This is a genomic window from Methylogaea oryzae, from assembly GCF_019669985.1.
Classification (GTDB): Bacteria; Pseudomonadota; Gammaproteobacteria; order Methylococcales; family Methylococcaceae; genus Methylogaea; species Methylogaea oryzae.
In genome coordinates this window covers 832,586-854,700 of record NZ_AP019782.1, presented here as the reverse complement: position 1 = coordinate 854,700, position 22,115 = coordinate 832,586, and the positions used below count along the sequence as shown (strand labels likewise).

At 62.8% G+C, this 22,115-nt stretch carries 16 protein-coding genes; 10 read left to right on the top strand and 6 right to left on the bottom strand.

Annotated elements, in window-relative coordinates; genetic code table 11:
- The first annotated feature begins 180 nt into the window (after positions 1 to 180).
- The 8 genes from K5607_RS04175 to recN all read left to right on the top strand — a co-directional run bounded on the left by K5607_RS04175 (position 181) and on the right by recN (position 7,610).
- Positions 181 to 717 carry a hypothetical protein gene (locus K5607_RS04175; protein ID WP_054773745.1) on the top strand — a complete coding sequence of 179 codons (537 nt, stop codon included), beginning with the start codon at positions 181 to 183 and terminating at the stop codon, positions 715 to 717.
- Complete coding sequence (locus K5607_RS04170; protein ID WP_221048296.1) at positions 705 to 1,985, top strand: SDR family oxidoreductase; 1,281 nt, start codon at positions 705 to 707, stop codon at positions 1,983 to 1,985. The genes K5607_RS04175 and K5607_RS04170 overlap by 13 nt, the downstream gene beginning before the upstream one ends.
- Positions 1,985 to 2,458: a DUF2269 family protein gene (locus K5607_RS04165; protein ID WP_221048295.1), complete on the top strand. Its 474-nt coding sequence runs from the start codon at positions 1,985 to 1,987 to the stop codon at positions 2,456 to 2,458. Before K5607_RS04170 ends, K5607_RS04165 begins: the two co-directional genes overlap by 1 nt.
- A gap of 12 nt (positions 2,459 to 2,470) precedes the next feature.
- A complete protein-coding gene (locus K5607_RS04160) occupies positions 2,471 to 3,082 on the top strand; it encodes a DUF4166 domain-containing protein (RefSeq protein WP_221048294.1) in 612 nt (203 codons plus the stop codon).
- A gap of 224 nt (positions 3,083 to 3,306) precedes the next feature.
- Complete coding sequence (locus K5607_RS04155) at positions 3,307 to 4,182, top strand: GGDEF domain-containing protein (RefSeq protein ID WP_162232323.1); 876 nt, start codon at positions 3,307 to 3,309, stop codon at positions 4,180 to 4,182.
- Between the two features lie 331 nt (positions 4,183 to 4,513).
- The gene (gene bfr, locus K5607_RS04150; protein WP_054773122.1) at positions 4,514 to 4,978 is read left to right on the top strand and encodes a bacterioferritin; all 465 of its coding nucleotides are present in this window, start codon (positions 4,514 to 4,516) and stop codon (positions 4,976 to 4,978) included.
- A gap of 16 nt (positions 4,979 to 4,994) precedes the next feature.
- Positions 4,995 to 5,885 (top strand): NAD(+)/NADH kinase, encoded by an 891-nt coding sequence (locus K5607_RS04145; protein ID WP_221048293.1) that lies wholly within the window; start codon positions 4,995 to 4,997, stop codon positions 5,883 to 5,885.
- Positions 5,886 to 5,939: 54 nt separating this feature from the next.
- Positions 5,940 to 7,610: a DNA repair protein RecN gene (recN, locus tag K5607_RS04140; RefSeq protein WP_221048292.1), complete on the top strand. Its 1,671-nt coding sequence runs from the start codon at positions 5,940 to 5,942 to the stop codon at positions 7,608 to 7,610.
- Positions 7,611 to 7,625: 15 nt separating this feature from the next.
- Here recN and ppk2 read toward each other — a convergent pair whose 3' ends face one another.
- Positions 7,626 to 8,648, bottom strand: coding sequence for a polyphosphate kinase 2 (gene ppk2 / locus K5607_RS04135; RefSeq protein WP_054773121.1), 1,023 nt, complete (start codon positions 8,646 to 8,648; stop codon positions 7,626 to 7,628).
- 220 nt (positions 8,649 to 8,868) lie between these two features.
- Between ppk2 and K5607_RS04130 the strand changes: the two genes are divergently transcribed.
- Entirely contained in the window at positions 8,869 to 10,074 is a 1,206-nt protein-coding gene (locus K5607_RS04130; RefSeq protein WP_221048291.1) for an acyltransferase family protein, read from the top strand.
- A gap of 103 nt (positions 10,075 to 10,177) precedes the next feature.
- Here K5607_RS04130 and K5607_RS04125 read toward each other — a convergent pair whose 3' ends face one another.
- From K5607_RS04125 to K5607_RS04110, 4 genes are all read right to left on the bottom strand, one after another.
- On the bottom strand, positions 10,178 to 11,197 hold the full coding sequence (locus tag K5607_RS04125; protein WP_054773119.1) for an alpha/beta hydrolase family protein: 1,020 nt from the start codon (positions 11,195 to 11,197) through the stop codon (positions 10,178 to 10,180).
- A 183-nt stretch (positions 11,198 to 11,380) separates the two neighbouring features.
- The gene (locus tag K5607_RS04120; RefSeq protein WP_054773125.1) at positions 11,381 to 12,388 is read right to left on the bottom strand and encodes a dihydroorotate dehydrogenase-like protein; all 1,008 of its coding nucleotides are present in this window, start codon (positions 12,386 to 12,388) and stop codon (positions 11,381 to 11,383) included.
- An 11-nt stretch (positions 12,389 to 12,399) separates the two neighbouring features.
- The gene (gene nifJ / locus K5607_RS04115) at positions 12,400 to 16,080 is read right to left on the bottom strand and encodes a pyruvate:ferredoxin (flavodoxin) oxidoreductase (protein ID WP_221048290.1); all 3,681 of its coding nucleotides are present in this window, start codon (positions 16,078 to 16,080) and stop codon (positions 12,400 to 12,402) included.
- Between the two features lie 3 nt (positions 16,081 to 16,083).
- Positions 16,084 to 17,724, bottom strand: a complete 1,641-nt coding sequence (locus K5607_RS04110) for an NAD(P)-binding protein (RefSeq protein WP_221048289.1) — start codon at positions 17,722 to 17,724, stop codon at positions 16,084 to 16,086.
- 253 nt (positions 17,725 to 17,977) lie between these two features.
- Here K5607_RS04110 and K5607_RS04105 point away from each other — a divergent pair, with 253 nt between their 5' ends.
- Entirely contained in the window at positions 17,978 to 19,222 is a 1,245-nt protein-coding gene (locus K5607_RS04105; protein WP_221048288.1) for a response regulator, read from the top strand.
- Between the two features lie 125 nt (positions 19,223 to 19,347).
- Here the strand turns inward: K5607_RS04105 and ppdK are convergent, their stop codons facing one another.
- Positions 19,348 to 22,068, bottom strand: coding sequence for a pyruvate, phosphate dikinase (ppdK, locus tag K5607_RS04100; protein ID WP_221048287.1), 2,721 nt, complete (start codon positions 22,066 to 22,068; stop codon positions 19,348 to 19,350).
- Positions 22,069 to 22,115: the final 47 nt, after the last annotated feature.

Sequence of the window (22,115 nt, the reverse complement as noted above, 5' to 3'; positions counted from 1 at the left end):
GAGTCGGCCAACCGCACCGTTCGCGATTCAAGCAGCCCGAGTATTTCCGCGAGGACGCGGCGGCTTTGATGCGACTCGCCGGCTCACCGCATCCTATAGGAGGGAATTTTTTGCCCGATGATTTCTCTTGCTACAGAAATATCCGCAGTTTTGTAAACAACAAACCGAGTAGTAACCGCCATGCAATGGGTCATCGACTTACTGATCGTCCAAGGGCTGCTGGGCGCCTTCGACGTGTTCTGGCATCACGAGTGGCAGGAGCGACTGCCCACACGGGCCAATGCCAAGCTGGAGCAAAAAATCCACGGTGCACGTGAACTGTTTTACGCGGTGGTTTTCCTCGGCTTGGCCTGGTGTGCCTGGCACGGCTGGTACGCTTGGCTACTGGCCGCCGTTATCGCGCTGGAAGTCGCGCTCACCGCCTGGGATTTCGTCGAGGAAGACCGGAGCCGCCGCTTGCGTCCGTCGGAGCGGGTCACTCATTTGATCCTGAGCATCAACGGCGGCGCTTATCTGGCGCTGCTGTTTCCCCATTGGCTGGTGTGGCGCGCTCAACCCACGGCCTTGGCGGGGGCAGACTTCGGCTGGCAATCCTGGCTGCTCAGCCTCATGGGAGTCGGCGTGTTCGTTTGGGGACTGCGCGACTTGTGGAGCGGCCTGCACACCCCAAAGCAACCCGCCGCGGCCGAAACGGAGGACATGCCATGCGCATACTGATTACCGGCGCGTCCGGTTTCATCGGCGGGCATGTGCTCCGCGCCCTGTTGCGGCAAGGGCATGAAGTCGTGGCGGCTACCCGCCGTCCCGAGGCGCTCATTGGCCTGCCCGGCTGCACGCCACTCGCCTTGGACTTCGCCAAACATACCGAACCGGAGCGATGGCTGCCCCACCTGCAAGGCGTGGATGCCGTGGTCAATTGCGTGGGCATCATCGCCGAGGACAAGCGCAACCGCTTCGACGACCTGCACCGGCGGGCGCCCGTCGCTTTGTTCCAGGCTTGCGTCCAGGCCGGCATCGAGAAGGTGGTGCAAATTTCCGCCCTGGGGGCGGACGAAACCGCATTCAGCCGTTATCACTTGAGCAAGAAGGCCGCCGACGATTATCTCGCCGGCACCCATCTCGATTGGGCCATCCTGCAACCGTCCCTGGTGTACGGGCCCGGCGGCGCCAGCCTGGCGCTGTTCAGCGCTATGGCGGCGCTGCCGCTGACGCCGTTGATCGGCGATGGCCGGCAGCCCTTGCAACCGGTATGCGTAGACGATCTGGTGGAAACGGTGCTGCGGCTGCTGCATAAGGACGCGCCGACCCGGCTGCGCCTGGTGGTGGTAGGGCCACGGCCTGTGACCATGGCGGAAATGCTGGCCGCCTTGCGCCGCTGGCTGGGCAAGCGAGCGGCGCCGACGCTATCCGCACCGTTCGGCTTGGTGGTGGCCATGGGCGAAATCATCGGCCGGCTGGCAGCATCGCCCCTCAATGGCGACGCCCTGCGCATGTTGCAGCGCGGCAATACCGGCGACGCATCCGGTTTGGCCGCCCTGCTCGGCCGGCCGCCGCGCAGCCTGGAACAAGCCTTGGCGGACAGGCCGGCGCGGCAGGCGGAGCGTCGGTACGCCGGGCTGTTTTTCCTGCTGCCGGCTTTGCGCTGCGCGCTGGGTTTCATGTGGCTCTGGTCCGGCTTTACTTCGGCTTTTCTCTACCCGCAAGCGGGCAGCTACGCCCTGCTGGCCGGCGTCGGCATCGCCGACGCGGCGGCGCCCTGGGCGCTGTACGGCGCGTCCTTGCTGGACGGGCTGCTGGGGCTGGCGTTCCTGTGCAATTACCGGGTGAAAACGGCGGGGCTGCTGCAGCTGGGCATGACGCTGGTGTATTCCCTGGTCATCGGCTGGTGCCTGCCGGAATTCCTCATCCACCCTTTCGCACCGCTAGTGAAAAACCTGCCGCTGATGGCGGCGACCTGCATGATTTTGGCTACGGAGGACACCTGATGGAAATCCCGATACTCAAATGGCTGCACGTGTGCAGCTCCATGCTGCTGTTCGGCACGGGACTCGGCACGGCTTTTTTCAAGTTCACCGCCGACCTGGGGCGCGATGTGCATGTAATGGCGGACACCAACCGCCGCGTGGTGCTGGCCGATTGGCTGTTCACCACGCCCACCGTCGTCATCCAGCCGTTGTCCGGTTTCGCCTTGATGCATCTGTACGGCTATCCCTGGAGCTCGCCCTGGCTGGTGGCGTCTTTTGCGCTCTACCTATTGGCCGGGCTGTGCTGGCTGCCGGTGGTTTACCTGCAAATCCGCATGCGCGACGATTGCGCCGCCGCACTCAACAGCGGCCAACCCCTCGACCCGCGCTATTGGCGCGACGCCCGCGCCTGGTTCTGGCTGGGCGTGCCCGCCTTCCTCGCCATGGTCGCCGTGCTGTTCCTGATGGTGGCCAAGCCCGCCCTGGATTTTTGAGGAGAACGCACCATGAATCAGCCCTTGTTCCGACTCGTCCTCGGCGAAGACGCCTGGCACCGATTGGCGCCGGCGATACGGCGCCACTACGACATGCCGCCCACCGTCGCCGCGACGCAAATCCTGCACGGCGTGATGGAGGAGGTGTACCACGCGCCCTGGATCAAACCCTGGCTGCTCCTGGCGCGATTCTTCGACGCGCTGGTGCCTTATGCCGGGCGCGACGTGCCGGTGGAGGTGGTGAACCGCACCGATCCCGCCCAGCCGGACAACTTGTTCTGGCACCGCACTTTCCGCTTCGCCGACGGCCGCACCGCCCTCTTTTCCTCGCGCATGGAACCCGGCCGGCCGGGGGAAATCGTCGAGCTGCTGCGTTTCGGCGTGGGCATCCGCATGGCGGTGGCCGAACGGGACGGCGCGCTGGTGTTCACCGCCCGCGACCACTGCTGGAAAATCGGCCCGCATATTATCGGCATCCCCAACTGGGCGTTGCTGGGCGATGCCGTCATCGTCGAACGCGCGCTTTCCGACGGGGAGTTGCGTCTGGATTTTGACATCGTCCACCCGTGGTTCGGGCGGACCTTCGCCTATCGCGGCCGTTTTACCCTTCCCTCTTCCCGCTGACCGCGCCGGCGGCTTCGGCCGCCGCTTGCCGCCTAAGCACGGCAAATCCTTGCCGCTCGCCGCATACAAGCGCGCAGAAAAACGCCGTCCTATCCCCCGGCAACGCGACGGCGCCGGGAAACACCGCCCGGCAAAACAAAATGGCACGATATTGGCTAACAGCAAGGCAACTCGCGTTAAGCAAGCTGAAGGCAGTCGCAATGAACCAGCAATATGGAAATATCGTGTCATTCCCCCGACGCAGCAAGTATGCCGAACTCACGCCGACACCGGCGAAAGCGGCGACGCCGGTAGACCTGTCCAGCGCCTTGCAAACCACGCTGATTACCGACCAGTTGGTGCCGCTGTTTTTCGACTTGGTCGCTCCCATCGGCTTGCTGGACGGCTTCGAATACAGCTTACCGCGCCTGAACATGCGGCTATCCGGCGGCCATGCCGGCACCTACCGGGCCAGTTACAACCTGCTGCTGGAAGGGGAATCGCTGGGCGAATTTACCGCCTCGCGGCAGTATCCCCATGCCGACTTCGAACTCAAACAGCTGGAAGGGCTGCTGACCCAGCTGATCTATCCCTTGCGCAACACCCTGCTATACCACCAAGCGCTGGTGGACGCCCATACCGACTCCCTCACCGGCGTCGGCAACCGCGCGGCGCTGCAATCGGGTCTGGCGCGGGAATGGAAAGTCGCCTGCCGCCAATTCGCGCCGCTGTCCCTGATCGCCGTGGACCTGGACCACTTCAAGCAGGTCAACGACGCCCACGGCCATCCCTGCGGCGACCAGGTATTGATCACCGTCACCCAATGCATCAAACACGTCGTGCGCGGCAGCGATCTCGTCTATCGCTACGGCGGAGAAGAATTCATGATACTGGCGCCCGACACCGCCACGGAGGGCGCCGCCACGCTGGCCGAACGCATCCGCCACCAAGTGGAAATCATGCCCTGCCCCACCGAACAGGGCGACGTGAACGTTACCGTGAGCGTCGGCGTGGCCACCTTGGCCTCGGGCGAATCGGAACGCCACCTGGTCGCCCGCGCCGACCAAGCCCTGTACCAAGCCAAGAACGAAGGCCGCAACCGGGTCGTGCTGGCGAAATAACTCCCTCGGACGCGCCTTCGGCCGGCGCTCCCCGTTCCAATTCGCCCCCGGCGAAATTGCGCACACGTGGCGCCTCAAACGCTCAACGGACATGGCGAAGCCGCCCGAACGACGGCGGACTGGACTCCCGCCATGACAAACCGGTAGGAAAGCCAATTTGTACGGCAAAGCCGCCCGAAAGACGGCGGACAGGTATCCCGCCATGACAAACCGGCAGGAAAGCCGGTTTGCACGGCGAAGCCGCCCGTAGGGTGGCGGGCAGGATGCCCGCCATGACAAATCCCCCCCACTCCTATAAATTAGTGCCACAGACCCTACCCCGAGGCACACCATGAAAGGCGACGAAAAAGTCATCGATCATCTCAACCACGCGCTGGCCAACGAGCTGATCGCCATCAACCAGTACTTTCTCCATGCCCGTATGTACAAAAACTGGGGCTTTGGACAGTTGGACTCCCACGAATACAAGGAGTCCATCCACGCCATGAAAGACGCCGACAAGCTCATCGAGCGCATCCTGTTCCTGGAAGGCCTGCCCAACGTGCAAAAGCTGGGCAAGCTGCACATCGGCGAGAATCCCGAAGAAATGCTGGGCTGCGACCTGACCCTGGCACTACAGTCCATCACCGTCCTCAAGGACGCCATCGCTTATTGCGAAACGGTGGGCGATTACGTTTCCCGCGAGCTTTTGGAAGACGTGCTTTCCGACGAGGAAGAACACGTGGACTGGCTGGAAACCCAGCAAGAACTCATCGGCAAACTCGGCCGCCAAAATTACCTGCAATCGCAGGTGTAGCCACCCGCCCGTTTCCATGGATCAGTCCTTCAGCGGCGGCGCCCCGCGCGTCCGCGCCGCCGCCCTTATCGGCAAACCGCAACACGAACGGGTGCCCTCCATGCTGGCGGACTTGCACCGGCTGCTGCGGCGGCGGGGCTGCCAAGTGCTGTTGGAACAAGGCTGCCGAGACCTCTTGTCCGGCGTGGAAACGCTCCCCATGGAGGAACTGGCGGCGCGTTGCGACCTAGCCATCGTCGTAGGCGGCGACGGCACTTTTCTCGCGACGGCCACTGCCATGGCCACCCACGACGTGCCGCTGATCGGCGTCAACTTGGGCCGGGTCGGCTTCCTGGTGGACATCGGCGCCGAGGAGGCCCTGGCGAAAATCGAGGAAATCCTCGACGGCCGCTACGAGGCGGAACCGCGCACCCAATTGCGCGCCACCCTGCTGCGCGACGGCCGGGCCCTGCACGAACACAGCGCGCTAAACGAAGTGGTGGTGCACCGCTGGGTCAGCGCCAGCATGATCGAGCTGTGCACCACCATCGACGGCGTGTTCCTCAACACTCAGCGCTGCGACGGCCTCATCGTCGCCACGCCGACCGGCTCGACGGCTTACGCCCTGTCCGGCGGCGGCCCTATCCTGCACCCGCGCCTGGCGGCCATGGCGCTGGTGCCCATCAACCCGTACACCCTCACCAACCGCCCCATCGTGCTGGACGATGCCAGCCAGCTGGAAATCACCTTCAGCGGCGGCAAGGAAGTCAACGCCCAACTCAGCTTCGACACGGTCGCCATCAACGACGTGCGGCTGGGCGATTGCATCCGCATCCGCAAAGACCCGAAACCGGTGACCATCCTGCACCCCATGGGTTACGATTTTTCGCAGATTTTGCGGGCCAAGCTGGGATGGAGCAGCGGCTAAATCACACGCCCCGTCGAGCCCGGCAACGATAAAAAGCGAACCTGAACATTCCCCATGCTAACCACCCTGCAAATCCGCGACCTAGCCGTGGTCGCAGCCCTGGATCTGGACCTGAACGGCGGCCTCACCGTGCTCACCGGCGAAACCGGGGCCGGCAAATCCATTCTGCTCACCGCCTTGGGGCTGGCCCTGGGCGGGCGGGCCGATTCCGGCTTCGTGCGGCCCGGCAGCCAAAGGGCGGAGGTATGCGCCGAATTCCAGCTGGGCAACGCCGACGAGCTGCGCCATTGGCTGGCCGACAACGAATTGGAAAGCGACGACACCTGCCTGATTCGCCGCACCGTGACCAGCGACGGCCGCTCCAAGGCCTACATCAACGACCGCCCCGTCACTTTGCAGGCCTTGCAGGAATTCGCCGCCAACCTGGTGGAAATCCACGGCCAACACGCCCACGTCAAACTGTTGCAAAGCAAGGAACAGCGCCGCTTGCTCGATGAAGCGGCCGGCAACGGCGCGTTGCTGCAAGAAACGGAAGCACTGTACAAACGCTGGCACAAGCTGCGCACGGAGCTGGAACAAGCCAGCGCCGCCGGCCGCGACCGCGGCGCCCGCGAAGAGCTGCTGCGCTACCAGGTGGACGAGTTGGAATCGGCCCAGGTGGAAAGCCTGGATTACCAAGCCCTGAGCGAGGAACACACGCGCCAGGCCAACCTGGGCAAAATCCTCGAAGTGGGCCAGGCGCAACTGGAATGCCTGGTGGACGACGACCGCCAATCCGCCGACGCCCTGCTCAAGCACGCCGTGCAAGCGCTGACCGACCTGAGCCGGGTGGACCCGGCCTTCGAGGAAACCGTCGCCCTATTGCAGGAAGCGCACATCCAGGTGAAAGAAGCCGGCCACGGCTTGCGCCGCCACCTGGACAGCCTGGAGGCCGATCCGGCCCATATGGAAAAACTGGAACAGCAGCTGGGCAGCCTGCACGACCTGGCGCGCAAGCACCAAGTGCGGCCGGAGCACCTGGCCGACCATCTGCAGGCCCTGCGCAGCGAACTGGCGGGCCTGGAAAGCGGCGGCGAACGGCTGGAAAAGCTGGCCCAGGAGCTGGGACAAGTGGAGAACGATTACCGCCGCGCCGCCCAGGCCTTGTCGCAACAACGCAAGGACAAGGCGCAGGGCCTGCAGGAACAAATTTCCGCCACCATCCGCGAACTGGGCATGCCGCAAGGCAACTTCGTGGTGGAGATCGCCCCGCTGGACGACGGCGAACCGCGCCCCCACGGCCTCGATCAAGTGGAGTTCCTGGTCAGCGCCAATCCCGGCCTGCCGCCCCGGCCGCTGAACAAATGCGCCTCCGGCGGCGAGCTGTCGCGCATCAGCCTAGCCATCCAGGTGGCCGTCATCGACGGCAAAACCACGCCCACGCTGATCTTCGACGAAGTGGACAGCGGCATCGGCGGCCGGGTGGCGGAAATCGTCGGACAGAAGCTGCGCGCCTTGGGCCAAACCAAGCAAGTGCTGTGCGTCACCCACCTGCCCCAGGTGGCCGCCCACGGCCATCAGCACCTATTGGTGGAAAAGTCCCAGCAGGGCGACGTGACCCAATCCAACGTGCGCCAGTTGGAACCGGACGAACGCGTCCAGGAAACCGCCCGCATGCTGGGCGGCATCCGCATCACCGAGCAAACCCTGGCTCATGCCAGGGAAATGCTGGGCTGGGTGGCGTAAGCGCCGCCCCGACGGTCAATAGTGGGTCACAGCCGTCTCCTCGTTGGCGAGGACTTCCGCGGCGGCCCCCACCAGCAGAGGGTCCGGCGGAACGGCGACGTGCTCGTCCTTGTTGGGATAGGGCAATTGATGCAGGAAATGGCGCATGCAGTTGAGGCGCGCGCGCTTCTTGTCGTCCGACTTGATCACCACCCACGGCGCGTCGGCGGTGTCGGTGTGGAAAAACATGGCGTTTTTCGCTTCCGTGTAATCGTCCCACATGTCCAGCGACTTGATGTCGATGGGCGACAGCTTCCAGTGCTTGAGCGGGTCGTCGCGGCGCGAAACGAAACGCCGTAGCTGCTCCTCCCGGCTCACCGAGAACCAATATTTGAACAGCCGAATGCCGCTGTTCACCAGCATGCGCTCCAGTTGCGGCGTTTGGCGCATGAACTCCAGATATTCCAGGGGCGTGCAGAAGCCCATCACGCGCTCCACCCCGGCGCGGTTGTACCAGGAGCGGTCGAAGAACACCATTTCGCCCGCGGTCGGCAGGTGTTGGATATAACGCTGGAAATACCACTCGCCGCGCTCGCGGTCTGACGGTTTTTCCAAGGCGACCACCCGCGCGCTGCGGGGATTCAAGTGCTCCATGTAGCGCTTGATGGTTCCGCCCTTGCCGGCGGCGTCCCGCCCTTCGAACAAGACGACGATCTTCTGCCCCGACTCCTTGACCCAGCTTTGCACCTTGAGCAGCTCGATTTGCAGCTTGGCTTTCTGCGCCTCGTAATCGCTGTTGCGCAATCGCGTACGGTACGGGTAATTGGCCGGCAGCTTGGCGTAATCGCTGTCCTCCGCCGAACCGTGCCGCGCCTTGGCAACGGCCATGGCGGCGGGTTCGTGGCTGACGGCTTGTATCTCCGCCGCGGCGGCGGGATTGGGATAAGCCACCGATGCCTGCGGGGCGGTTTCGGCCGCATCGGCGCCACCGTCGGCAGCGGCTGCTGGTTCTTGAGGAAGTGGCGAGGAAACCTGCCGGCCGCGTTTGTTTTCGGTCATGTAGCGTTCTCCGATGGAGGTTCAAAGCTTTTGAGTATAGCCAAGGGAAACGGATGGAACGCTTCCGGCGCTCCATCGGTCGAACGCACGAAAGACGATCTTGACTTCTAGCGGAATCGTTCCTATTTTGCTCTTCTTACAACACCAGTACGACACCCACTAGCCATCGGCGGTAATCAACTCAGCCATTATCCGAGCAGCATGTTGAAGGAGAATTGCCATGACCCTTTCAGCTAATTCCGTCCCGCAGCGGTTTTACTCGCTGGACGCCACGCGAGGCTTTTGCTCCCTCGCAGTCGTGATGTGGCATTGGAAGAACCTGTTCTACAACGGCACCACGCCGGGCGTCTTCGACGCCAAAGCCCAGCCGTTCTATGCGGTATTGTTCCCGTTCTACGAAAAAGGCTACCTCGCCGTGGACTTTTTCTTCTGCTTGTCCGGATTCCTGTTTTTCTGGCTTTACGGGACGCGCATCAGCCGCCTGGAAATCAGCATGAAGGAGTTTTTCTGGCTGCGCTTCACCAAGCTGTATCCGGTGCATCTGTGCATGCTGATCGCCGTGCTGCTGGGCCAGCAGTTGATGCTCAGTAAAACCGGCGACTTTTTCGTCAACCCCGGCAACGACGCCTATCATTTCGCGTTGAACGTATTTCTCGCCACCGGCTGGGGGCTGCAGAGAGCCGCGTCCTATAATCTGCCGGTGTGGTCCATTTCCGTCGAAGTGCTGTTGTACTCGCTGTTTTTCCTGATATGCCGGAAAAACGTCTTCCACTGGTGTTGGGCGGCTATCGGCGTCCTGACGCTGATGGTGCTCAGCGGACGCAATTCCGACCTTGGCCGCGGCCTGTTTTCGTTTTTTGCGGGCGGATTCGTCTACTACCTCTACGCCAAAATGGCGGCCCAGGGCCTGTGCCAACGCTGGAAAACGCCATTGAGCGCAGCCACGATCGCCGGCTTCGCCGTCGCCGTATTGGACATCAAACTGGGCTTCGTCACGCCGGCCATCAACCAACTGATGGAAGCCGTGCTGGCGCCGGCGGGTTATGGCTACGACACAGCCATGGGAGGACGCATCGCCTGGCTGCTGGTTACCGGCTGGCTGTTTCCCGTGGCCTTGTTGACCCTGGTGACCAATGAAACGGCCCGGGGCGCCATGGGGAAAACACTCTCTCCCCTGGGAGACCTCAGCTATTCCCTGTATCTCACCCATTTTCCCTTGCAGCTGTTCTTCGCTTACGGGGTTGCCGCCATGGGCTGGGACAAATCGTTTTATTACACCGATCTAGCCCTGCTGTGCTTCATGGGCCTGTTGCTCGCGCTGAGCTTCGCCAGCCACCATTACGTGGAATGCCCTATCCGCCGCTATTTGCGCAACGGCATTCCCGGCTGGAACAGCATTTTCAAGCCGGTACCGCAAACCACTTAAGCACCCCGCGCCTCCAGCCGTTCCCCGGGGACAGCCCCGGCGAACGGCTTACCGGCACCCGTTCCGGTTTCCCGCTCCACTCTGGCTTCCCCCGCCCCGCCGCCTACGGCGTGGCGGCCAACTCCTTGATCCTTTGGGCGCAGTAATCCGTCAGCATTTCGTGCCCGCCCTCGAAAATATTGATGGCGGTTTTGCCGGAAGACTTGGTGAAAATAATGCGCCCGTCCCCTTGCAACGCCCCCTTCGGCACGTCGATCTCCTTGGACAGCAAGCGCATCATCTGGCTCTCGGAAATGATGTCTTCCTTCTTGCCCTGCATTCTGGCGATTTTGTTGAAAAACAATAACGCGTGGGTGATCGGCACCGCCCCGGAATAACCGTCGTTGATGCCCGCGTATATTTCGACTATCGCCTCGCTGGGACGGGAGGAAATCCAATTGATGGGCGAACGCTTGGCCGCCTCGGCCTCGTCCAGCACCGCCCCGCTGGAAGTGCAGCGCAAAATGCTGTCGGCGTAATCGTCCTCGCGCTGGCGGGACTGCTTGTACCACGAATTCAAATCGCTGATCGGCACCCATACCAAAACCGCCTTCAAGCGGTGGCTGGTGCGCTGCGACACGCCGAGCGCCGTATAGCCGCCGCCGGAGACGCCCACGACGAAAATATTGTCCTTGTCGACAGAACCGTCCTGGATCGCAAAACTGATGGCGTCGTCGATGTCGGCGATGACCTTGTCGCTCAGGCAGGCCTCTTTCGTCCAGTTCGGACCGCGAAAGTCGGGATGGATATAGTTCCAGTTGTTTTCCTGCGCTTTCAACGCCAACGGATCGGCTTGCTCGTAGGTACCCGACCAAGTGTGCAGGGAAACCAGCAAAGGACGCTTTTTATCGCCGGTGCTGGGGCGAAAAAACGCCGGTTGCTTGGTGCCGTCGTTGGAGCTGACAAAGGCGATGCGGCGGAATCCCTTGGGATACTCCGCGATTTCGGGGCTATCCCAGGGGGTAACCAGCTTCAACACGCCGGAAACGATGGGGAAACGCTCGGAGGTTGCGCTGCCGAGAACGAAGGCGGCGATGGCGACTAGGCAAAAAATTAAAAATGCACTTCTTTTTCGTATATGCATTGCAAACAGCACAAACAACTGGAAACGCGGCGACGGCCGGATGTCCCGTACGACCGCGGCGTAACCCTTGGGTCACTTCCGATGTCCGAAAGCCGGTATTAATCCCGGCAGAAACAAAATACATGGCGAGCGAAACGCCGTAAAGCCATGCGTTGCGCGGCCGGCACCTCCGCCTCTCGCGCGTCAAGTGGACGCGTAGGGACTTTGATAACTCTCCAAAACCCGTATGTAGTTGGCCCGCTCGAAAGCGGCCGGATTTGCGGCGCGCCCGTGGCTCATGATTCCGCGCATTTGCTCGATGCAGCCAAACCCGCGTCCCTCCATCCAATGCTTTACCCCGTCCAGCAAAGTCGCCGCGTAGGCGGGACCGTGGCGCAACAGGGCGGAAGTGGTCATCACCACATCGGCGCCGGCCAACAAATATTTGACGACCTCGTCCGCCGTATCCACTCCCCGGGTAGCGGCAAGGGACGCCCGCAATTTTCCGTGCAACAGCGCGATCCACAGCAAGGGCAGACGAATTTCGCCGGGCGAGCTTAATTGCAGCGTCGGCGCCACCTCCAAAGCCTGGATGTCGATATCCGGCTGGTAGAAGCGATTGAACAGCACCAGCGCGTCGGCTCCGGCCCAATCCAAGCGCTTGGCCATGTGCCCCATGGCGCTGAAAAACGGGCTGAGTTTCAGCGACACCGGTATGCTCACCGCCCCTTTCACCGCCAACAGTATGTCCAGGTAGCGCTGCTCCACGGCGGCCCCGTCCATGTCCAGGTCGGCGGCCACGGAATAAACGTTCAATTCCAATCCGTGAGCGCCGGCCTGCTGCATCTGCTTGGCATAATCGGCCCAGCCCCGGTCGCTGACGCAATTGAGGCTGGCGATCACGGGAATATCCACCGTCTCGGTGGCCCGGCGAATCAAATCCAGGTAGCTTTCCGGCCCGATTTGGTAGGCGCCCATTTCAGGGAAATAACTCAAGGACTCGGCGAAGCTGTCGCTGCCCAATTCCATCAAATGGGAGAACGCCGCGTTTTCGTGGCGGATTTGCTCCTCGAACAGGGAAAACATCACCACCGCCGCCACCCCGCCGTCCTCGAGGCGTTTGATGCCGTCCAGGGTGCCCGACAGCGGCCCGGCGGACGCAACCAGCGGATTGCTCAGCGCCAACCCCATGTATTTCGTGCTCAGATCCATGGTCTTCCCCCTCAAGATTTAACCGCGACATCGGGATGGAAATGGCTGCCGCTGCGGCTGGCCATGTCTTCGTAGACATCCCATTTCTGTAATACCACCTGCTGCGCCATGGCCATCAGGTGCTCGCTTTCTTCCGGGTGGGCGCGGGCCAGCATTTTGTAGCGCAGCTCGTTGAAAGCGTAATCCTTCAATTTCATATGCGGCCGCGGCGAATCCAGCACGAAGGGATTTTTGTCCGACTGGCGCAGCGCCGGGTTGTAGCGCAGCAGCGGCCAGTGGCCGCTGGCCACCGCCAGGTCCTGCTGCTTCAAGCCGTGCTGCATGTTGATGCCGTGGGCGATGCAGTGGCTGTAGGCCAGCACCAGGGACGGTCCCGGGTAGGCCTCCGCTTCGCGCAGGGCCAGCAGGGTCTGCTGCGGGTTGGCGCCCATGGCGATGCGGGCGACGTAGACGTTGCCGTAGGAGATGGCCTGCAACGCCAAGTCCTTCTTGCCCACCTGCTTGCCGGCGGCGGCGAACTTGGCCACCGCGCCCAGGGGCGTGGACTTGGACATCTGCCCGCCGGTGTTGGAGTACACCTCGGTGTCCAGCACCAGCACGTTGATGTCGCGGCCGCTGGCCAGCACGTGGTCCACGCCGCCGGAGCCGATGTCGTAGGCCCAGCCGTCGCCGCCCATGATCCACACGCTGCGCCGCACGAAATGATCCACCACCGACAACAGGTCGCGGGCCTTGTCCGTACCCAGCTGGATGAGGGCGGCTTTCAATTCGGCGACGCGGATGCGCTGGCGGCGGATTTCCGATTCGCTGAGCTGAGGCGCGGCGATGATTTCGTCCACCAGTTCGGCATTCAACTGGCCTTTCAACTCCAGCGCCAATTGCTTGGCGAGGTCCAAATGCTTGTCGGCGCTCAAGCGGAAGCCCAAGCCGAATTCGGCGTTGTCCTCGAACAGCGAATTGGCCCAGGCCGGCCCGCGCCCTTCGTCGTTTTTGGTCCAGGGCGTGGTGGGCAGGTTGCCGCCGTAGATGGACGAGCAACCTGTGGCGTTGGCCATCAGCAAACGGTCGCCGAACAGCTGCGACAACAGCCGCACATAGGGCGTCTCGCCGCAGCCGGCGCAAGCGCCGGAGAACTCGAACAAGGGTTGCAGGAACTGGGCGCCGCGCACCGAGGAGAAATCCACCCGCGAGCGGTCGTTGACCGGCAGCGTCTCGAAGAAGCCGATGTTGGCCTGGGCTTGCTCGAGGATAGGCTCCTTGGACTTCATGTTGATGGCCTTCACCCCGCTTTCCTGCAAGCTCTTGGCCGGACAGACCTCCACGCACAAACCGCAGCCGGTGCAGTCTTCCACGTAAACCTGCAAGGTATAGCGGGTTTCCGGAAAGCCCCGCGCGGAAATGGGCGCCGACTTGAAGCCTCGCGGCGCCGCCTGTAGCCGGGTTTCCGGGTAGAACTTGGAACGGATCACGCTGTGCGGGCAGACGAAACTGCAATTGCCGCACTGGATGCAGATATCCGGTTCCCACTCCGGCACGAAAGCGGAAATGTTGCGTTTTTCCCACTGGGTCGTCCCCGAAGGATAAGTCCCGTCGATGGGCAACATGGACACCGGCAGGCTGTCGCCCTGGCCGGCCATCATCCTGGCCGTCACCTTCTGCACGAACTCCGGCGCGGCGGGCGGCACCACCGGCGGAATGGTGATGGCGCTGTCGGCGACCTTCGGCAACGCGACGGGGTACAGATGGGCCAAGGTGTGGTCCACGGCGGCGAAGTTCTTCTGCACCGCCTCCTCGCCTTTCTTGCCGTAGGTCTTCTTGATGGCCGCCTTGATCTTTTCGATGGCCTCCTCGCGCGGCAGCACGCCGGAAATGGCGAAGAAGCAGGTCTGCATGATGGTGTTGGTGCGGTTGCCCATGCCGGTGTCTTGCGCCACTTTGGCCGCGTCGATGACGTACAGGGCGATGTTTTTCGCGATGAGCTGCTCCTGCACCGAACGCGGCAGGTTGCGCCACACCTCGTCCGGCCCGTAAGGGCTGTTGAGCAACAGGGTGGCGCCGGCCTTGGCGTTTTCCAGCACGTCGATTTTTTCGATGAAGCCGAACTGGTGGCAGCCGATGAAGCCGGCCGACTGGATCAGATAGGGCGAGTCGATGGGATCGGGTCCGAAGCGCACATGGGACACCGTGCGCGAACCGGATTTCTTCGAGTCGTAGACGAAATAGCCCTGGGCGTACAAGGGCGTGGACTCGCCGATGATCTTGATGCTGTTCTTGTTGGCGCCCACCGTGCCGTCGGCCCCCAGGCCGAGGAACAGGGCGCGCACCACGCTGTCCGGCTCGATGTCGAAGCTCGCATCGTAGTCCAGGCTGGTAAAGCTGACGTCGTCCTGGATGCCCACGGTGAAGTGGTTTTTCGGCTGGGGTTTGGACAGCTCGTCCAGCACCGCCTTGGCCATGGCCGGGGTGAACTCCTTGGACGACAAGCCGTAGCGTCCGCCGACGATGCGCGGCATGGTCGCCTGCTGCGGCCAATCGCCCGCGCCCTGCTCGCCGCGCCACCACCCCAGCAGCGAGGGCTTCTGCCCCCCCTCTCCCGCCAGCGCGGTCGGGGCCGAAGGCAGCCGTCCGCCCGCAAAAGCCTCCATCAAGGTCGTCACCACGTCGTTGTACAAGGGCTCGCCGGTGGCGCCCGGCAGCTTGACCCGGTCCAGCACGGCGATGGCTTTGGTGGTGGCGGGCAGCACTTGCAGGAAGTGCTCGGCGGAAAACGGCAGGGCCAAACGCACCTGGATCACGCCGACTTTTTCGCCCTGCTTCTGCAGACTAGCCACCGTCTGCTTGAGAGTGGCGGCGCCGGAGCCCATCACCACCGCCACCCGCTCCGCTTCCGGATGGCCGTAGTAGTCGAACAAGCGGTAGTGCCGGCCGGTGAGGCCGGCGAAGCGGTCCATGGCCTCCTGCACAATGGCGGGCAGGCGCTCGTAAAACGGGTTGACGGTTTCCCGCGCTTGGAAATACACGTCCGGGTTCTGCGCCGTGCCGCGGATGAAGGGATTGTCCGGGTTCAATCCCCGGCCGCGATGGGCGCGCACCAGTTCGTCGGGAATCATGGCGCGGATGTGTTCGTCGGCGATCAGCTCCAGCTTGTTCACTTCGTGGGAAGTGCGGAAGCCGTCGAAAAAGTGCACGAAAGGAATGCGCGAAGCCAGGCTGGCCGCCTGGGCGATCAGCGCCATGTCGTGGGCCTCCTGCACGCCGCCCGCCGCCAGCTGGGCGAAACCGGTGCCGCGCACCGCCGCCACGTCGGAATGGTCGCCGAAAATGGACAACCCCTGGGCGGCCAGGGAGCGCGCCGCCACGTGGAACACCGCTGGGGTCAGTTCGCCGGCGATCTTGTACATATTGGGAATCATCAACAGCAGGCCTTGCGACGCGGTGAACGTCGTGGTCAAGGCGCCGGTCTGCAGGGCGCCGTGCACCGTGCCGGCGGCGCCGGCCTCGCTCTGCATTTCCACGATGGTGGGGATGTTGCCCCAGATGTTGGGCACACTCTCCGCCGCCCACTGGTCGGCCAGTTCCGCCATGGTGGAAGACGGGGTGATGGGGTAGATGGCACAGACTTCGTTGACGCGGTAGGCGATGTAAGCCACCGCCTCGTTGCCTTCCAGGGTCGTTACCTGCGGGGAATTCATGGCTTAGGCTCCAGCTTCCGGGATCATTTCGATGGCGTGGCAAGGGCATTGCTCGTAACACACGGCGCAGCCGGTGCACAAGCTGTAGTCGTAACGGTAACGCAGCCCCGGCCCCAGCTTGACGATGGCCTGTTCCGGGCAGGAACCGTAACAGCCGTCGCACTCGAAGCAGTTGCCGCAGGAAAAGCAGCGTTTGGCTTCGTAAGTGGCCTCGGCCTGGCTCAGGCCATGCACCACTTCGGCAAAGCCGTAGGCGCGCTGCTCCGCCTCCACGGAGCTTTGATGACGCTGCTCGGCCTCGGTGAGGTACCACGTGTGCAGCTTTTCGTAGCCGACGATGTCGTGCTTGGGCGGCTTGACGTACTGCGTGCCGCTTAGATAAGCGTCGATGCAGCGGGCGGCCTTTTTGCCGTGGCCCACGGCCACCGTCACCGTGCGCTCGCTGGGCACCATGTCGCCGCCGGCGAAAATGCCGGCGTGGCCGGTCATCATGTTGGCATCGACCATCACCGTGCCGTCGGACTTGAATTGGATGTCGGGAATAGCCTTGAGGAAGCCGCTGTCGGTGTCCTGGCCCAAGGCCAGGATCAGCGCATCGGCTTCCAGGGTTTCGAAGCGTCCGGTGGGCTTTGGATACCCCTGATCGTCGATCTCCATCACTTCGACCTGGATGTGGGTCTGGTCGATTTCCTTGATGGTGCGCAGCCAGTTGATCTTGACCCCTTCCTCCATCGCCTCGTCGGCTTCGAAACGGTGGGCCGGCATGTGCTCGGCGTCGCGCCGGTAGATAATCAGCGCTTCCTCCGCCCCCAGGCGTTTGGCAACGCGGGCCGCGTCCATGGCGGTGTTGCCGCCGCCGTAGATGGCAACGCGCCGGCCCAGGACCGGCGGCTCGCCGGAAGCGGCCTGGCGCAGGAAGCTCACCGCGTCGAGGATCTTGCCGGCGTCGCGGGCGGGTATCTCCACCCGCTTGCTGAGGTGCGCGCCCACGGCCACGAACACCGCGTCGAAGTCGCCCGCTTGTTTGGCCGCCAACAGGTCGTCCACCTTGCGGTTGAGCACGATGGTCACGCCCATGGCTTCGATGCGCGCCACCTCCTGGGCCAGTTCGTCGCGCGGCAAGCGATAGGCGGGAATGCCGAAGTGCATCATGCCGCCGGCCACCGGGCCCGCCTCGTGGATTTCCACCGCATGGCCCAGCCGCGCCAAATGGTAAGCGGCCGACAAGCCGCTAGGCCCGGCGCCCACCACCAACACCCGCTTGCCGCTGGCCGGCGCGTCGGGCTGCACCTGCCACCCCTCGCGCAAGGCCATGTCGCCGAGGAAACGCTCCACCGCGTGGATGCTCACCGGACTGTCCACCTGTCCCCGGTTGCAGCTATTTTCGCAAGGGTGGTAACACACCCGTCCATGCACCGACGGCATCGGGTTGTCCCGCACCAGCGCCCGCCAGGCTTTCTCGTATGCGCCGGCTTGGGCCAAAGCCAGCCACGCCTGGATGTTCTCGCCGGCCGGGCAAGCGTTGTTGCAGGGCGGCAACTGATCCACGTACACCGGCCGCCGGCTGCGCACCGGGCCGGTACCTTGGCCGTGCCGCGCCAGGTCGGCCGGATGGGTCATGTCATGGGGCTTGGGACTGGTCATGGGAAGCTCCGTCCTCGCTGTAGGGAAATTGGCTATTCATGTTAGCACCTGATTCACGCTGCGCATGATGGCGAAGCGACATGGAGCCGGCAATTCGATCCCGTCTAAAGAACGGGCCGCGGATGGTCGATACAGTCCTCCAGCGAACATCCATAATTAAAAAATATGCCAACAATTTCCGCGTTTATCCGATACTAACTGGGATGGCGCGCTATGATTGCTGCCACGAAACGCGTTTTGCCGGAGGATTTACGTGCGTTTTTTTGTCATTGACGATAACGAGACCATCGTAGCTCTCGTTACTCATGCGCTCCAGGCGGCGGGACATGAGGTGCAATCCACCCTTGCTCCGCAGAACGCGGTGGATGCGGTGCTCGCTTTCCAGCCGGATGCCATCCTATTGGACCTGATGATGCCGGTCATCGACGGCTTCGAGTTGTGCGTGCGTTTGCGCAAGCTCGCCGAGCTGAAAGACACCAAAATCATCATCCTCACGGCAAAAACCTACGAGTTCGACAAGCGGAGGGCGAGAGCGGTGGGCGCGGACGCGTTCCTGGTCAAGCAAGAGCTCTTGTCGAACCTGGACCAATTCCTCAAAGAAATATTCGCCGTCATGTCCAAAAACGCCGAATTGGCCTACTGGGGCACCCGGGGAACTTTGCCGGTTCCCGGCGAGCAAACCATACGTTACGGCGGCAATACCCTCTGCGTTTCCCTGGCGGTGGACAACGAGCCGCTGATCATTTTCGACGCGGGCACCGGCATCACCAGCCTGGCCAAACATTTGATGGCCCGCCCCACGGCGAGAGTCACCGCCAAATTGCTGATTTCCCACCCCCATTGGGACCACATCAACGCCATTCCGTTTTTTACCCCGCTCTATGTCAAGGGCAACGAAGTGGAGATCATCGGTCCCGCCCACGGCCACACCAGCTTCCGGGAAATCGTTTCCGCGCAGATGGACGACGTCTACTTTCCGGTAACGATCCGTGAATTCGGCGCACGGGTCTACTTCCGCGACATGCGCGAGGAAACCATGAATGTGGGCCACTTCGAAATCAAAAGCATGCTGCTCAACCACCCGGGCGCCTGCCTGGGCTACCGCGTCAATTACAGGGGGCAGTCCGTTTGCTACATCACCGATAACGAAATTTATCCGGCGGACAATGCCTATTACAACGCCGAGCTGCAAAAACGGCTGATCGATTTCGTGCGCGACACGGACATATTGATTACGGACTGCACCTACTTGGACGAGGAATACCCGGACAAGATAGGCTGGGGCCACTCCTGCACCCGCGAAGTCGCGCAGCTGGCGCACAGCGCCAACGTGCGCGCGCTCCATTTATTCCACCACGACCCGGGCCAGGACGACGAAGCCATCGACCGCAAGCTGGCGCAGGCCACCCAGCATTTGCGGGACCTCGACAGCAACGTCGTCTGCCTCTGCCCGCAGGAAGGCGATCGCTACATCCTCGGCGAAACGGCGGCCCCCTAGGCGCAAAGAAAAAGGGGACGGGGCGATTCCCCGTGCCGCCCGGACACCGGAAACGCCCCTCCCCTGGTCTTCCCGCCGGCGCTAAAACCTGTGCGGTTTTAGCGCCGTTTTCCGCAGGCTAGCCCTTACTTGGCCTTCAACTTGGCATGAGCCGCCGCCAAACGCGCCACAGGCACGCGGGGTGCGGAGCAGGACACGTAGCTCAAGCCGATTTTGTGGCAGAAGTTGATGGAGGCGGGGTGGCCGCCCTGCTCGCCGCAGATGCCCACTTTCAAAGCCGGGTTGGTCTTGCGGCCCTGTTCCACGGTCATTTGCATCAACATCCCGACGCCATTGACGTCCAGCACTTCGAACGGATTGTCGTGCAGGATGCCGTTGTCGGTATACAGCGGCAGGAACTTGTTCTCCGCGTCCTCCCGGGAGAAGGAGAAGGTCGCCTGCGTCAGGTCGTTGGTGCCGAAGGAGAAGAACTCGGCGACTTTGGCCAGCTCGCCGGCGCGGGTGCAAGCCCGTACCGTTTCCACCATGCTGCCGAACTTGAATTCCAGCTTCACGCCCGTCTGGCTCTCCACTTCCGCCTGGATGCGGTTCACTTCCCGATGCATGAAAGTCAGCTCCTGGGACGTGATCACCTGCGGGATCATGATTTCCGGCGTCACCGGAGTGCCCGCCTGGCGGCATTCGGCGGCGGCCTCCAGAATGGCGCGGATCTGCATGTCGTAGATTTCCGGATAGGTGATCCCCAAGCGCACGCCGCGATGGCCCAGCATGGGATTCACCTCGTACAGTTCGCGCACTTTGCGCAGCATGCGCTCCTTGCGGGCGATGATGGCGGACACCTGGTCCTCGGTGATGCTGTCCGGCGCGTGGTCCAAACGCATGGCGGCCACCGCCGCCGTGCGCCCCCGCACCGACATGCGGTATTGCTCCAGGGCTTGCAACTCGTCTTCCAACTGGTGCTCGCTGGGCAGGAACTCGTGCATGGGCGGATCGAGCAGTCGCACCGTCACCGGGCGCGGCGCCATGATGGTGAAGATGTCCTTGAAGTCCTGGCGCTGAATAGGCAGCAACTTATCCAAAGCGGCTTGCCGCTCTTCAACCGTGTGCGCCAGGATCATCTCCACCACGATGGGCAACCGTTCGACAGCGTTGAACATGCGTTCGGTGCGGCACAGGCCGATGCCCATGGCACCGTAATCCAGGGCCACTTTGGCGGTAGCCGGAGTGTCGGCGTTGGCCATCACTTTGAGCGTGGCGACTTCGTCGGCCCAGCCCAACAAGGTCCTCAGCTCCCGGGAGAACTCCGGCTTGATGGTGGGGATTTCTCCCAGGTAAACGTTGCCGTTGCTGCCGTCGATGGTGATGACGTCGCCTTCCCGCAGCACCACGTCGCCCACCGTGGCCAAGCGCGCCCGCGCGTCCACCTGGATGCCTTCCGCGCCGGCCACGCAGGCTTTACCCATGCCGCGGGCGACCACCGCCGCGTGGGAGGTCTTGCCGCCGCGGCTGGTCAGCACGCCTTCAGAGGCGAAAAAGCCATGGATGTCTTCCGGCTTGGTTTCCTCGCGCACCAGGATGACTTTGGTGCCGGCACGGCCGAGGATCACCGCCTGATCCGCGTCGAATACGCAACGGCCGCTGGCGGCACCGGGCGAGGCCGGCAGGCCCTGGGCCAACGGCGCTTGCTTGTGCTTGGGGTCCAAGCCCGGGTGCAGCAATTGTTCCAACTGTTCCGGATTGACGCGCAGCAGGGCTTGCTCCTTGCTGATCAGGCCTTCCTCGAACATTTCCACCGAACTGCGCACCATGGCGGCGGCGTTCATTTTGCCGTTGCGGGTTTGCAGGCAGTACAACACGCCTTTTTCAATGGTGTACTCGTAATCCTGCACTTCCTGGTAATGCCCTTCCAGCTTGTTGCGCAGGTCCACCAACTGCCGGTATAGGTCCGGCATCTCCTTTTCCATCTCCTGCACCGGCTTGGGGGTGCGGATGCCGGCCACCACGTCCTCGCCCTGGGCGTTGACCAGATATTCGCCGAACATTTCGTTTTCGCCGGTGCCGGGGTTGCGGGTGAAACCCACGCCGGTGGCGCAATCGTTGCCCATATTGCCGAACACCATGGCCACCACGTTGACGGCGGTGCCGTTGGCCATGTCCGGGGTGATGTGGAATTCGCGCCGGTAGTCCACCGCCCGCTTGCCCATCCATGAGTTGAACACCGCCTTGATGGCGATTTCCAGCTGTTCGTAGACGTCTTCCGGGAACGGCTTGCCGGTGTGCTGGAGCACCACGTCGAGGAAACGACGGCTGGCTTCTTTCAGATGTTCCGCGTTCAACGCCACGTCGGCTTTCACGCCGGCATCCCGCTTGATCTCGTCGAAAGCCTCGTCGAACGGTTCGTCCGGCACGCCCAGGGCGACTTTGCCGAACAACTGGATGAAGCGCCGATAAGCGTCATAGCCGAAGCGTTCGTTGCCGGTTTGCGCGATCAGGCCTTGCAAGGTCTGTTGGTTGAGGCCCAGATTGAGGATGGTGTCCATCATGCCCGGCATGGACATGGCGGAACCGGAACGCACCGACACCAGCAAGGGATTGGAGGCGTCGCCGAAACCCTTGCGGGCTTTGCCCTCCAAACGCCGCACATACTCCCGCACGGTGTCCATCAGGCCCGGCGGCAATCCCTTCAGGTCCTGGTACTCCAAACAAGCCTCGGTGCTGATGACGAATCCCGGCGGCACGTTCAAGCCGATCTGGGTCATTTCGCATAGATTGGCGCCCTTGCCGCCCAGCAAGTGCTTGTTCTTGCCGTCGCCCTCGTCGAAGGCGAATACGTATTGCTTGCTCATGGCTGTGATCTCCTAGGCTGATTACTCGAGTACGGATAGGCGCCCCG